This window comes from Acidovorax sp. Root217, from assembly GCF_001428645.1.
Lineage (GTDB): Bacteria > Pseudomonadota > Gammaproteobacteria > Burkholderiales > Burkholderiaceae_C > Acidovorax.
In genome coordinates this window covers 96,370-109,280 of the sequence record NZ_LMIH01000045.1, presented here as the reverse complement: position 1 = coordinate 109,280, position 12,911 = coordinate 96,370, and the positions used below count along the sequence as shown (strand labels likewise).

The following is a 12,911-nucleotide window of genomic DNA, read 5'->3' as shown; positions in this document are numbered from 1 at the left end:
GGCCGCCAGTCGAGGCGGGCCACCACGCCGTAGCCCGTGGCGGTGGCGTCCATCAGCGCGCGGATGCGCTGCTCCAGCAGCGCACGCACGCCGCTGTCCATGGCGCGTACGCTGATCTCCAGCACGGCGCTGGCGGGGATCACGTTGTTGGCCTGGCCGGCGTGCAGCGCGCCCACCGTCACCACGGCCATCTGCTGCGGGTCGACATTGCGCGAGACGATGGTCTGCAGCCCCATCACCAGGCTGGCCGCAGCCACCACCGGGTCGATGGCCACGTGCGGCATGGCGCCGTGGCCGCCCACGCCCTCCAGGGTGATGGTGGCGTAGTCGCTCGACGCCATGGCCGGTCCCTCGCGCAGCAGCAGGTGGCCCTGTTCCACGCCGGGCATGTTGTGCATGGCAAACACGGCATCGCAGGGGTAGCGCTCGAACAAACCGTCGGCCATCATGCGCAGCGCGCCGCCGCCGCCTTCTTCGGCGGGCTGGAAGATCAGGTTCAGCGTGCCGCTGAACTGGCCGTGCTCCGCGAGGTACCAGGCCGCCGCCATCAGCATGGCGGTGTGGCCGTCGTGCCCGCAGGCGTGCATCACGCCCGGGTGGGCGCTGCTCCAGGCGACGCCCGTGGCCTCGGTGATGGGCAGGGCGTCCATGTCGGCGCGCAGGCCCAGGCGCGGGCCCTGGCCGCGCACCAGCCTGCCCACCACCCCGGTGCCGCCGATGCCGCGCTCCACCGCATAGCCCCAGCGCTCCAGCCGCTCCGCCACCAGTTCGGCCGTGCGCTGCTCCTCGAAGGCCAGCTCCGGGTGGCGGTGGATGTCGCGGCGCAGGGCGATGAACTCGCGGGCGCGCTCCTGCAGGGTGTCGAACAAGCTGCTGTTCATTGTCGTCATCGTCATTGCGGCTGCAGGTTGATGGAGCGGGCGATCTGGCGGTAGCGGGCCGTTTCGCTCTCGAAGAAGGCGGTGGATTCGGCCAGCGTCATCGCGGGCGATGCCACCATGGACTGCGCTGCCAGCTGGGTGTGCACGGTCGGGTCCTTGAGCGCGCGGCCGATGGCCTGGTGCAGGCGCTGCACCACGGGCTCGGGCGTCTTCTTGGGCACCATGAAGCCGGTCCAGATCTTGTACGAAAAGTTGGGCAGGGCCTTGCCCTCGCTCACCGTGGGAATGTTCTTGAGCATCTCCGAGCGCTGCGCGCCCAGTTGGGCAATGATCTTCAGCCGCCCCTGGTCGGCCATGGCGCCCATGGCCGAGCTGTAGACCAGCACCGCAAAGTCGAGCTGCCCGCCGCCCAGGTCCTGCAGCAAGGGCGCATTGCCCTTGTAGGGGATGTGCTGCATGGTGGTGTGCGTGGTCTGCTGCACCTTCTCCAGGATCAGGTGGTACAGCGAGCCGATGCCCACGCTGCCGTAGCTCAGCGGGTCCTTGCCCGGCGTGCGTGCCAGAGCGATCAGCTCGTCCACGCTGTTCACGCCCAGGTCCTTGCGCGTCACGAAGACCATGGCCGCGTCGGACACCGGGTGCACCAGGCGGAAGTCCTCCGTGCGCAGCTTCACTGCGGCATTGGCCAGCGGCGCCAGGATAGCCTCGTTGGGCGAACCCTGGAAGATGTAGTACCCGTCGGCCGGCGCGGCCAGCACCTTCTGCGCGGCCATGGCGCCGGCTGCGCCGCCCAGGTTCTCCACGATCACCTGCTGGCCCAGCTCGCGGGTCATGGGGGTGTTGAGGATGCGGGCCATCGCGTCGGACGGGCCGCCCGCAGGGTAAGGCACCATCAGGCTTACCGGCTTGGCGGGGTAGGCATTGGGTGCCTGGGCCAGCGCGGCCAGGGGGCTGGCGCCGAGCACCAGGCCCGTGAGCCCGGCCAGTGTGGCGAGCAGGCGTTTCATCGCAATCGTTGTGTTCATTGATCGATCCCTTGCAGACAGATTGGTAAGCGGCCATGGCATCCCATGGTCTCCATTTCTTCGACACCCCTGGTTCCGCCACGCTTCTCTTGTCGGGGGCTGTGGCAGGTCAGTCGGGCCATCTTAGGATTGGGCTATCTGCGCGTCCAATGCATTGCAAAGTGGGTTAGCATGAGTTGAAGTTATTCAATTTTCTTGCACCAGAAGGGGGCAACCGGCATGACTTTGGTGCAGCTTCGGCACTTCATTTCGCTGGCGCAGACCGGCTCGTTCAGCAAGTCGGCCGAGGCCATGCACCTCACGCAGCCCGCGCTCAGCCGCAGCATCCGCGCCATCGAGGACGAGCTCGGCCTGCCGCTGTTCGACCGCATCGGCCGGCGCAGCGAACTCACGCCCTTTGGCCGCCAGGTGCTGCAGCGCGCCCAGCGCCTGGTGGACGATGCCGCCGAGCTGCATGCCCTGGGCCAGCGCATGCAGCAGGGCGAGGGCGGCGCCATCCGCATCGGCCTGGGCTCGGGCCCCGGCGCCTTGCTGATGACGCCGCTGCTCATGCAGGTGGCTACGCGCCACCCGCAGCTCACGCTGGAAATCTCGCGCGGCAGCACCGACCGGCTGGTGCAGGCCCTGCGCGACCGCCAGCTCGACGCCCTGGTGATCGACGCCCGCTCGCTGCAGCCCGCCACCGACCTGCGCACCGAGCTGGTCTGCGAGATCCGCGGCTCCTTCATGGTGCGGCGCGGCCACCCGCTGCTGCGCAAGCGCGGCGGCGTGCGCTTCGAGATGCTCAAGGACTACCCCATCGCCTCCACCCCGCTCAGCGATGAGGTGGCGCGCCGGCTCATGGAAACCTACGGCCCCGAGGCGCACCCCGCCGCCTGCGTGACCCTGCGCTGCGAAGAGATACCCAGCCTGGTCGAGGTGGTGCGCAAGAGCGACGCCATCCTGCTGGCCGTGCGCGCTGCCGCGCCCGACCTGGTGGAGCTGCCCATGGTGCCCGGGGAGATCACCACCGCGCTGTTCGGCCTGGTCACGCTGGCCGGCCGCGCCGAAGCCCCGGCCATGCCCATCGTGCGCACACTGGTGCAGGAACTTCTGAAGGACTAGCCGCCCAGCATGCGCAGGGCCAGGCCCGCCAGCGCACAGCCGGCCAGCAGCGGCAGCACCCCCAGCTTGAAGCGGAACAGCGCCATACCGGCCAGCACGGTGATGGCGACGGACGCGATGTCCACCCCACCGGCAAAGCCCTGCGGCCACCACACGTGCCAGGCGAAGAACAGGGCCAGGTTCAGGATCACGCCCACCACGGCGGCGGTGATGGCCGTGAGCGGCGCCGTGAAGCGCAACTGGTTGTGCGTGGTCTCTATCAGCGGCCCGCCGGCCAGTATGAACACGAACGATGGCAAAAAAGTGAAGAAGGTCACCACCGATGCCGCCAGCGCGCCGGACCAGAAGGCCGCGTCGGGCCCGAGCACGTTGTGCAGCCAACCGCCGAGAAAGCCCACGAAGGCCACCACCATGATCAGCGGGCCGGGCGTGGTCTCGCCCAGCGCCAGGCCGTCGATCATCTGCCTGGCGTCGAGCCAGTGGTAGTGCTCCACCGCACCCTGGTAGACATAGGGCAGCACGGCATAGGCTCCGCCAAAGGTCAGCAGCGCCGCCTTGGTGAAGAACCAGCCCATCTGCGTGAGCGTGCCCTCCCAGCCCACCAGCGCCACCAGCACCCCCATGGCCGCCAGCCACAGGCCGCCGCCCACGGCCAACACCTGCGCCAGGCGCTTGCGGCTGAAGAGGGCATGGGCCGGCGTGGGTGTGTCGTCGTCGATCAGCGCGGGCCCATAGCCCCGCTGGGCGCTGCCGTGGCCTCCGGCCGTGAACAGCTGCGGCCAGCGCTGCCCGGCCACATGCCCGGCGAGCGCGGCCGCGAGCACGATGGCCGGGAAGGGCACGCTGAACGCCATGATGGCCACGAAGGCTGCCGCCGCCATGCCCCAGAGCCAACGGTTCTTGAGCGCGCGCGTGCCGATGCGGTGGGCTGCATGCAGTACCAGCGCCGTCACCGCCGGCTTGATGCCGTAGAAGATGCCCTCCACCACGGGCAGGTGCCCATAGGCGATGTACACCCAGGACAGCAGTATCAGCAGCACCAGCGAGGGCAGCACGAACAGCCCACCCGCCACCAGAGCGCCGCGCGTGCGGTGCATCAGCCAGCCGATGTAGGTGGCCAGTTGCTGCGCCTCGGGGCCGGGCAGCACCATGCAGTAGTTGAGCGCATGCAGAAAGCGCTTCTCGCTGATCCAGCGGCGCCGCTCCACCAGCTCGGTGTGCATGATCGCGATCTGCCCTGCCGGCCCGCCAAAGCTGATGCAGCCGAGCTTGAGCCAGAACCACAGGGCCTGGGCGAAACCCACGTCGGCGGGGCGTGCATCGGCGGCGGCGGCGCCGCCCTTGTCGGCCATCGTGGCCAGGTTGCTCGTGTCGGTCATTTCATTCACATCGGTCATGCTGGCACGCCTTCGGGCGCCCAGCGGTGGCTTTCCTGCGGCCCTGTCACCCCCTGGCGGCACCAGGCGTAGAGCGCGTCGTACACGGGCATGGCCGCCGCAAGCATGCCCAGGTCGTCGCTGGCGTGCAGCTGCGAAAGCCCCAGCGACAAGGCCAGAAGCCCTGCGGCCTGCGGCGCCAGTTGCAGCTGGTCGGTATCGGCACCGCGCACGATGCGGGCCAGCGCAGCCAGGGCCGGGTCGGCCTGCAGTCCCAACGCGGCCAGCAGCGCATCGAAGCTGCACAGCGCGCCCTCGTGCGTGATGGGCGCACCGGGAATGTCGTAGGCCACGGCATGGAGCCGCTGCGCCTCGGGCAGCACCTGCGCCGCTTCCACGTAGAGGAACTCCGCGCGCGGGTCGATGAAGCGGCGCACCAGCCAGGGGCAGGCAATGCGGTCGATCTGGGGCCGTGCGCGGGTGATCCAGCGCGATGGGGCCGTGCCATCCACGCCCAGGTCGGGCCGCTTGCGCAGCGCCAGGGGCCGCACGGCGCGCCAGCGGGCCAGGTCCTCGGGCGTGTCGACGCCGGGCTCGCCCCCCTCGAACCCTCCCGCCAGGAAGCGGGCATTCCAGCCCGCCTGCCGCAGCACGGCCGCAGCCTCCTGGCTCACGGCATGGCCGTACACGCAGTACACGACGGCCTCACAGGGCGGGGCGTTGGCGGCCAGGGCGGCGATGTCTTCGGGTGTGCAGTGCCGCGCGCTGGCCAGCAGGTGCGTGCTCTCGGCAAAGCGGGGCCGCCGGCGCACATCCAGGATGAGCGGGGCACGGGGCGTGCCGATGCGGGCGGCGAGGTCTTGGGGAAGAACGGAAAGGGGAAGGGCGTTGCCCATAGAGGTGTCCACGGATGACTCCGGCAAAGAGTGATCAGCGCTTGGATGGGACACCATCTATCCGTGAGGATTCGGGAGGCTGGATTCCCGATGCGCAAATCTTAGCAGGAGTCTTTGACGCACTCTCCGTCGCAAGCGCTGGCACCCCTGGCCCTGCCAATGCACGTCCGTTCCGGGAAAACCCCTAACAAGTTGGTATTGCAACTGGTTGGTAAACCAACCATAATTTGACGCATATCAACACGACTTGCGAGCGCATTGCCACGCAGGCGTCCAACCCAGGAGACTCCCCATGAACCCGACCCGTCGCACCCTTGCCTGCGCGCTGCTTGCCGCATCCGGCCTGGCCCTTGCCCCCGTGCAGGCGCAGGCGCAAAGCACTGCCGTCAAGGTGGGGGTGGTGGGGCCGTTCTCGGGGCCGTTCGCACACTACGGCGCACTGTTCAAGGCGGCGGCCGAGGCCTATGTGGCCAGCCAGGGCGGCAAGCTCGCGGGCAAGGAGATCGAGTTCATCTACCGCGACACCGGTGGCCCCAACCCCGGCCAGACCAAGACCCTGGTGCAGGAGCTCATCGTCAAGGACAAGGTGGACTACCTGGGTGGCTTCGTCTTCACGCCCAACGCGCTGGCCGTGGCGCCGCTGATCCAGCAGTCCCAGACGCCCACCGTCATCTTCAACGCCGCCACCTCGGCCATCACCGAGAAGTCCGAGTACTTCATCCGCACCAGCTACACGCTGTGGCAGGTCACAGTGCCCATCGCCCAGTGGGCCGCCAAGCAGGACATGAAGAAGGTGGTGACGGCCGTGACCGACTACGGCCCCGGCATCGACGCCGAGACGGCATTCAAGGCCGAGTTTGCCAAGCAGGGCGGCACGGTGGTCGAGAGCATCCGCATGCCCATCGCCACCACCGACTTCGGCCCCTTCGTGCAACGCATCAAGGCCAGTGGCGCGCAGGCGGTGTACACCTTCCTGCCCGGCGGCCCGCCCAACCTGGGCTTCGTCAAGGCCTACAACGAGAACGGCTTGGCCAAGGCCGGCGTGCAGTTCCTGGGCACGGCCGAGACCGATGAGTTCGATCTGCAGAAGTTCGGCGACTCGGCCCTGGGCCTGACCACGGCGTTCCACTACTCCGGTGCCCATGACTCGCCCGAGAACAAGAAATTCGTCGACGCCCTCAAGAAGCGCGACCCCGCTGCCGTGGCCAACTACGCCTCGGTGGGCGCGTGGGACGGCATGTACGTGATCCACAAGATGATCGAGGCCACCGGCGGCAAGAAGGACGGCGCGAAGGCCCTGGCCACCGCCCGCACCCTGCAGTGGGAGAGCCCGCGCGGCCCGGTGCGCATTGATGCCAAGACCCGGCACATCACCCAGAACGTCTACCTGCGCAAGGTGGAGCGCGTGGGTGGCCAGTTGGTCAACAAAGAGGTGCAGAGCTTCGGCCCGCACGGCGACTACGGGCTCGACAAGTAAGCCACGCACCCCCAGGTCTGCACTGAAGTCGCTGCCACCGTGAACACCTTTTTCAACATCCTGATCGACGGGCTGGCCTACGGCATGGTGCTGTTCGTCATTGCCGTCGGCCTGTCGGTCACGCTCGGCCTGATGCGTTTCGTCAACCTCAGCCATGGCGCCTTTGCCATGGTGGGTGGGTATTGCGCGGCCTGGCTCACCCGCGAGGCACAGTGGAGCTTCTGGCTGGCCGTGCCCCTGGCGATTGCCGCCACCGCGCTGCTGGGTGCCGTGCTCGAAGCGCTGGTGCTGCGCCACCTGTACCGCCGTAAGGAGCTGGACCAGGTGCTTTTCACCATCGGACTGAGCTTTGTGCTGATCGCCGCCACCAACGCCATTGCCGGCCCGCAGGTGCAACTGATCACGCTGCCCCCGCTGCTGGCCGGCTCGGTGGACCTGGGCTTTCGCACGCTGCCGGCGCAGCGCCTGCTGGTGATCGGTGCCGGGCTGGCCGTGGCAGCGGCTGCCGCGTGGACGGTGACGCGCACCCGCTTTGGCGTGTGGCTGCGTGCCGCAGTGGACCACAGCGGCACCGCGTCCACCCTGGGCATACCGATCCGCACCGTGCAGTGCGCCAGCTTTGCGGCCGGCGCCGCGCTGGCCGGCTTCGGCGGCATCCTGGGTGCCGAGCTCATGCCGCTGGAGCCGTACTACGCCCTCAAGTACCTGGTGCTGGTGCTCGTGGTGGTGGCCGTGGGCGGCATGGGCAGCATTGCCGGTTCGCTGGCTGCCGCCGTGCTGCTGGGCACCATCGAGACTGCCAGCCGCTACCTGGCGTCCGAATGGGGCAGCCTGTTCTTCTTTGTCGCCATGGCCGCACTGCTGGCCTGGCGCCCCCATGGTCTCCTGAAGCGATGAGCAATCCCACCATGACCCACCCTGTGCAAGCCGCCGCCGTGGCCACGCCCGTGCAGCCTGCCCAGGCGGCACCGCGCTGTGCGCCTGCCTGGCGCGCACCCCTGTTGCTGCTGGTCGCGGGCCTGGTGGCCTGCGCCGTGTTCCCCGACCAACTGGGGCTCATCACGCGCATTTTCATCACCGGCCTGTTCGTGCTCTCGCTCGACCTGGTGGTGGGCGTGGCGGGCCTGGCCACGCTGGGGCATGCGGCCTTGTTCGGCCTGGGCGCCTACGCGGCCGGCATCTTTGCGCTGCATGGCCATGCCGACCCGTTGCTGGGCCTGGGCGTGGGCATGGCGGCAGGCGCTCTCACGGCGCTGGTCTCGGGCGCCTTTCTGCTGCGCTACCAGGGCTTCACCTTTCTCATGCTGACGGTGGCGGTCTCGCAGATCGTGCTGAGCCTGGTGCAGAAGGCGCGCAATTGGACGGGTGGCGACGACGGCCTATCGGGCTTTGCCATGGCGCCGCTGCTGGGCCGCTTTGCGTTTGACCTGGAGGGCAAGGTGGCTGCCGTGTACTCGCTCGTGGTGCTGGTGCTGCTGTTCTATGCCGCTCAGCGCATCGTGCAGTCGCCGTTTGGCCTAGCGGTGCGCGGCATCCATGAAAACCGCGCCCGCATGGCCGCGCTGGGCACGCCTGTGTTCCGCCGGCTGTGGCTGCTGTATACGGTGGCAGGTGCTCTGGCGGGTGCTGCAGGCGCCTTGTCGGCCCAGACCAATGCGGTGGTGGGCACCGACAGCCTCTCGTTCGCGCTCTCGGCCGAGGCGCTGGTCATGCTCATCCTGGGTGGGGCAGGGCAGCTCACCGGTGCGCTGGTGGGGGCCACGGTGTTCACGCTGCTGCACCACACGGCCGCGTCCATCAACCCCTACCACTGGCTCTTCGTGGTGGGCGGCCTGCTGATGCTGGTGGTGCTGGTGCCGCCCGCAAAGGCCTGGGCCTGGCTGCGCCAGCGCGCGGGAGGTGTGCGATGAGCGGCCATGCGATCCCCGACACCCTGCTGGATGTGCAGGCGCTGGACAAGCGCTTCGGCGGGCTGCATGTCACGCGCAATGTCTCCTTTCAGCTGCGCGCGGGCGACCGGCTGGCGCTGATCGGCCCCAACGGCGCGGGCAAGACCACGCTGGTCAACCAGATCAGCGGCGTGCTGGAACCCAGTGCCGGCCGGATCTGGCTGCGCGGTGCCGACGTCACGCGCACCAGCCAGGCCCAGCGCGTGCGCGCCGGGCTGGCCCGCACCTTCCAGATCACCACGCTGGCGCCGCACTTTGCGGTGCAGCGGCAGATCGAGCTGGCGCTGTTCGAGCGCGAGGGCCTCACGGGCCGCCTGTGGCGCAGCATCGACGGCTACCCCGCGCTGCAGGCCGAGGCCCAGGACATCCTGGCCCGCTTCGGGCTGCAGGCCCATGCCGCCACAGCCACGCAAGACCTGGCTTATGGCGAGCAGCGCCTTATCGAGATGGCGCTGGCCCTGGCCTTGCGGCCCAAGGTGCTGCTGCTCGACGAGCCCATGGCCGGCGTGCCCAAGGGCGATGGCGCACGGCTGCTGGCCGCACTGGCCGCATTGCCCGGCGACCTGGCCGTGCTCATCATCGAGCACGACATGGACCTGGTGTTCCGCTTTGCCAACCGCATCGTGGTGCTGGCCGAAGGCGCCGTGCTGGCCGATGGCAGCCCCGACGAGATCCGCCGCGACCCGCGCGTGCGCGCCGCCTACCTGGGAGCTTGAGAACCATGAACTCCTCACCTGTGCTGAGTCTGCAGAACGTGGTGGCCGGCTACGGCCCCACCACCGTGCTGGACGGCCTGTCCTTCGACGTCCACGCCGGCGAGCGCCTGGCCATGATCGGCCGCAACGGCGTGGGCAAGACCACCGCGCTGCGCGCCGTGATGGGCCTGGTGCCCCTGCGCAGCGGCAGCCTCACTTTCATGGGACAGGACATTGCCGCGCTGCTGCCGCACCAGCGTGCCGAGCGGGGCCTGGGCTATGTGCCGCAGACGCGCGACATCTTCCCCTCGCTGACGGTGGAGGAGAACCTGCTGGCCGGCCTCAAGCGCCGCCCGCGCAGCGCGCTCGACGAGGCCTACGCCCTGTTCCCGCGCCTGGCCGAACGCCGGCGCAATGGCGGCACCCAGCTGTCGGGCGGCGAGCAGCAGATGCTGTCGGTGGCCCGCGCGCTGCTGGGCCGGCCCACCCTGCTGCTGCTGGACGAACCGCTGGAGGGCCTGGCCCCGCTGATCCGCCAGGAGCTGCTGCGTGCGTTCGCCCACATGGCGCAGCAGACCGGCATCGCCACCATCATCGTGGAGCAGCAGGTGGACGAAGCCCTGCGCTACGCCCAGCGCGCCGTGGTGCTGGACCATGGCACGGTGGTCCATGAAGCCGGCGCCGCAGAACTGCTGGAAGACGAAGCTACGCTAGAGCGTTGGGTGGGCATGGCCGTCCACTGAAAACCCTCTTACTCCGTATTGAATCGACTATGACCAAAAAGAAAGCCAGCAAGCCTTCCGACGTGCAGCTCCCCGACGCGCAGAGCGTGGTGGACCTGGAGCGCTACGTACCGGCCTACCTGACCTGGATTGCCAACAAGCTCTCGCGCGGGGCCTCGCAGCACTACCTGGACATCTTCGACGTGGGCATCGAGACCTGGCGCTGCCTGGTGCTGCTGGCCATCGAGGGTTCCATATCGGCCCAGCAGGTGTCCAAGGTGATCGGCATGGACAAGGGCTCGGTGAGCCGCTGTTTCAAGGGCATGCAGGAGCGCGGGCTCATCACCACCGAGCTGGACAAGACCGATGGCCGCCTGCGCATCGCCGTGCTCACACCCGAGGGCCGGGCGCTGCACGGCCAGATCATGGGCATGGCGCTGGAGCGCGAGCGCGCCTTCCTGTCCGTGCTGGACCAGGGTGAAGTGGACCTGCTGCTGAGCATGCTGCGCCGCCTGCACGAGAACCTGCCCGCAGTGGATGCCGCCACGCAGGACTATGCGAAGAGACACTTTCCCAAGCCCGCCGGTCAGCGCAAGGCCGGCGACTGAGACAACCCGGCGACCACGCCACACCCACCATGAACGCAATGCAAGTCATCGTCCGCAGCCGGCGCGCAGAAGCCGAAGGCATCTGCAGCTTCGAGCTGGCGCACCCCGAGGGGCTGGCCCTGCCAGCCTTCACGGCCGGCGCCCATATCGACGTGCATGTGGCTCCTGGCCTGGTGCGCCAGTATTCGCTGTGCAACCACCCGGCCACCGTTGACCACTACCGCATTGCCGTGCTGCGCGAAGCGGCTTCGCGCGGCGGGTCGGCGGGCATGCACGAGCAGGTGCAGGTGGGCCAGGCGCTCACCATCAGCGCGCCGCGCAACCATTTCGGGCTGGTGCCTGGCGCGCGCCGCAGCCTGCTGCTGGCCGGCGGCATTGGCATCACCCCCCTCTGGGCCATGGCGCAGGCGCTGCACAGCGCGGGCGAGAGCTTCGATTTGCATTATTGCGGCCGGGCCGCTGCCCGCATGGCCTTTGTGCATGACATGGCGCAGGCCCCGTTCGCCGCCCAGGTGCAGGTGCATGCCGACGATGGCCCCGAGGCCCAGCGCTTTGATGCGGATGCAGTGCTGGCCCACCCCGAGGCCGGCACCCATCTCTACGTGTGTGGCCCTGCCGGCTTCATGAACCATGTGCTCGATACCGCCCGCCGCCATGGCTGGCCCGAGGCGCAGCTGCACCGCGAGTTCTTTGCCGGCACCGCCACCGCGCTCGCATCGGACGGCAGCTTCGGCGTGCGCCTGGCCAACTCCGGCCAGACATTCCAGATCCCTGCGGGCAAGAGCGTGATCGAGGTGCTCGTGGCCGAAGGAATCGACGTGCCGTACTCCTGCGAATCCGGCGTGTGTGGCACCTGCCTGACCCGAGTGCTCGAAGGCGTGCCCGACCACCGCGACACCTTTCTGACCGAGGCGGAGCGCGCCGCCAACGACCAGTTCACGCCGTGCTGCTCCAGGGCGCTCACGCCGCTGCTGGTGCTGGAACTCTGAGCACCACCACCCACCATCCCTGACGACAAGAGGAGACATCCCATGAACACCCCCACCGCCTGCATCCCGTTGAGCGAGATCAAGACGAAGCCCTCCACCAGCGCCGCAGCCCCGGACCCCGGCCGCTTTCCGCTCGACCAGTGGTACGTGGCCGGCTTCTCCTCCGAGCTCGCGGACAAGCCCCTTGCTCGCACCTTCCTGGGCCAGAAGGTGGTGCTGTTCCGCACCGGGGCCGGGCAGGTGGCCGCGCTGGAAGACCGCTGCTGCCACCGCTCTCTGCCCCTGTCGTGCGGCACCGTGGAGGGCACCGGCGTGCGCTGCGGCTACCACGGCATGCTGTACGCGCCCAGCGGCCAGTGCATCGAGATTCCGGGCCAGGAGCGCATTCCGTCCAAGGCCAGGGTCCGGGCCTACCACGTGGTCGAGAAGAACCAGATCGTCTGGATCTGGATGCCCAAGGCCGAGGGCGCCGAGCCCACCAGAACCCCGCCCGACTACCCCTACCACGACGACCCTCGCTATAAATTCGGCAGCGGCAACTACCACTACCAGGCGCCCTGGCAGCTCATCCACGACAACCTGCTGGACCTTAGCCACCTGGGCTATGTGCACCTCAAGACCATCGGCGGCAACGCGCGCCTGCACATGAACGCCGAGATGAAGGTCACTTCTGAAGGCGACGGCGTCAAGGTCGTGCGCCTCATGCCCGGCTCCACGCCGCCGCCCACCTACAAGGCCGCCTGGCCCTTTGGCGAGCAGTGCGACCGCTGGCAGGAAATCGAGTTCGACGTGAGCCACCTGCGCATCTGGACCGGTGCCGTGGAGCCCGGCACCGACGCCATCGACGACCCCGGGCGCGGCGGCTTTCACATGCGCGGCTTTCACGGCATCACCCCCGAGACCGACGACACCTGCCACTACTTCTGGAGCATGTCGAGCACCAAGCACCCCGACATGCCCGACAACATCGAGGCCGTGATCGAGCAGACCGCCTTCACCTTCGACGAAGACCGCGCGATCATCGAGGCCCAGTACCGCAACATGCTGCAGTTCGGCGAGCGTGCCACCTGGACCGACATCCACGTGGACGTGGGCGGCAACCGGGCGCGGCGCATCGTGGCAAAGCTGCTGGAGCAGCAACGGGGTGGGGCAGCCTGAGCGAGGGCGGCGCACCTGTGGCGTGCGCTGG

13 protein-coding genes are annotated in these 12,911 nt (G+C 68.7%); 9 read left to right on the top strand and 4 right to left on the bottom strand.

What is annotated here, in order from left to right; translation table 11 throughout:
* Together ASE31_RS30325 and ASE31_RS30320 are read right to left on the bottom strand one after the other, a co-directional pair.
* Positions 1-890, bottom strand: an 890-nt coding sequence (locus ASE31_RS30325) for an amidohydrolase (RefSeq protein WP_369819507.1), incomplete at its 3' end; no start/stop codon positions are given.
* A gap of 2 nt (positions 891-892) precedes the next feature.
* Complete coding sequence (locus ASE31_RS30320; RefSeq protein ID WP_157412717.1) at positions 893-1,906, bottom strand: tripartite tricarboxylate transporter substrate binding protein; 1,014 nt, start codon at positions 1,904-1,906, stop codon at positions 893-895.
* A 219-nt stretch (positions 1,907-2,125) separates the two neighbouring features.
* Here ASE31_RS30320 and ASE31_RS30315 point away from each other — a divergent pair, with 219 nt between their 5' ends.
* Positions 2,126-3,010 carry a LysR family transcriptional regulator gene (locus tag ASE31_RS30315; RefSeq protein ID WP_057206917.1) on the top strand — a complete coding sequence of 295 codons (885 nt, stop codon included), beginning with the start codon at positions 2,126-2,128 and terminating at the stop codon, positions 3,008-3,010.
* Here ASE31_RS30315 and chrA read toward each other — a convergent pair.
* Positions 3,007-4,389, bottom strand: coding sequence for a chromate efflux transporter (chrA, locus tag ASE31_RS30310; RefSeq protein ID WP_082604458.1), 1,383 nt, complete (start codon positions 4,387-4,389; stop codon positions 3,007-3,009). The two genes, ASE31_RS30315 and chrA, sit on opposite strands and share 4 nt — an antisense overlap.
* Positions 4,390-4,403: 14 nt before the next feature.
* Entirely contained in the window at positions 4,404-5,294 is an 891-nt protein-coding gene (locus tag ASE31_RS30305) for a chromate resistance protein ChrB domain-containing protein (RefSeq protein ID WP_235514814.1), read from the bottom strand.
* A gap of 280 nt (positions 5,295-5,574) precedes the next feature.
* Between ASE31_RS30305 and ASE31_RS30300 the strand changes: the two genes are divergently transcribed.
* From ASE31_RS30300 to ASE31_RS30265, 8 genes are read left to right on the top strand one after another with little or no spacing between them, the layout of a single operon-like run.
* Complete coding sequence (locus tag ASE31_RS30300; RefSeq protein WP_057206913.1) at positions 5,575-6,759, top strand: ABC transporter substrate-binding protein; 1,185 nt, start codon at positions 5,575-5,577, stop codon at positions 6,757-6,759.
* Between the two features lie 39 nt (positions 6,760-6,798).
* The gene (locus ASE31_RS30295; protein WP_057206911.1) at positions 6,799-7,656 is read left to right on the top strand and encodes a branched-chain amino acid ABC transporter permease; all 858 of its coding nucleotides are present in this window, start codon (positions 6,799-6,801) and stop codon (positions 7,654-7,656) included.
* Positions 7,657-7,667: 11 nt separating this feature from the next.
* Positions 7,668-8,669 (top strand): branched-chain amino acid ABC transporter permease, encoded by a 1,002-nt coding sequence (locus ASE31_RS30290; RefSeq protein WP_057207100.1) that lies wholly within the window; start codon positions 7,668-7,670, stop codon positions 8,667-8,669.
* The gene (locus ASE31_RS30285; protein WP_057206908.1) at positions 8,666-9,424 is read left to right on the top strand and encodes an ABC transporter ATP-binding protein; all 759 of its coding nucleotides are present in this window, start codon (positions 8,666-8,668) and stop codon (positions 9,422-9,424) included. Before ASE31_RS30290 ends, ASE31_RS30285 begins: the two co-directional genes overlap by 4 nt.
* A 5-nt stretch (positions 9,425-9,429) precedes the next feature.
* Positions 9,430-10,146, top strand: coding sequence for an ABC transporter ATP-binding protein (locus ASE31_RS30280; protein ID WP_057206906.1), 717 nt, complete (start codon positions 9,430-9,432; stop codon positions 10,144-10,146).
* A gap of 29 nt (positions 10,147-10,175) precedes the next feature.
* Complete coding sequence (locus ASE31_RS30275; RefSeq protein WP_057206905.1) at positions 10,176-10,733, top strand: MarR family winged helix-turn-helix transcriptional regulator; 558 nt, start codon at positions 10,176-10,178, stop codon at positions 10,731-10,733.
* 29 nt (positions 10,734-10,762) lie between these two features.
* Positions 10,763-11,722 carry a PDR/VanB family oxidoreductase gene (locus ASE31_RS30270; RefSeq protein ID WP_200961184.1) on the top strand — a complete coding sequence of 320 codons (960 nt, stop codon included), beginning with the start codon at positions 10,763-10,765 and terminating at the stop codon, positions 11,720-11,722.
* A 42-nt stretch (positions 11,723-11,764) separates the two neighbouring features.
* Positions 11,765-12,880: an aromatic ring-hydroxylating dioxygenase subunit alpha gene (locus tag ASE31_RS30265; RefSeq protein WP_057206900.1), complete on the top strand. Its 1,116-nt coding sequence runs from the start codon at positions 11,765-11,767 to the stop codon at positions 12,878-12,880.
* Positions 12,881-12,911: the final 31 nt, after the last annotated feature.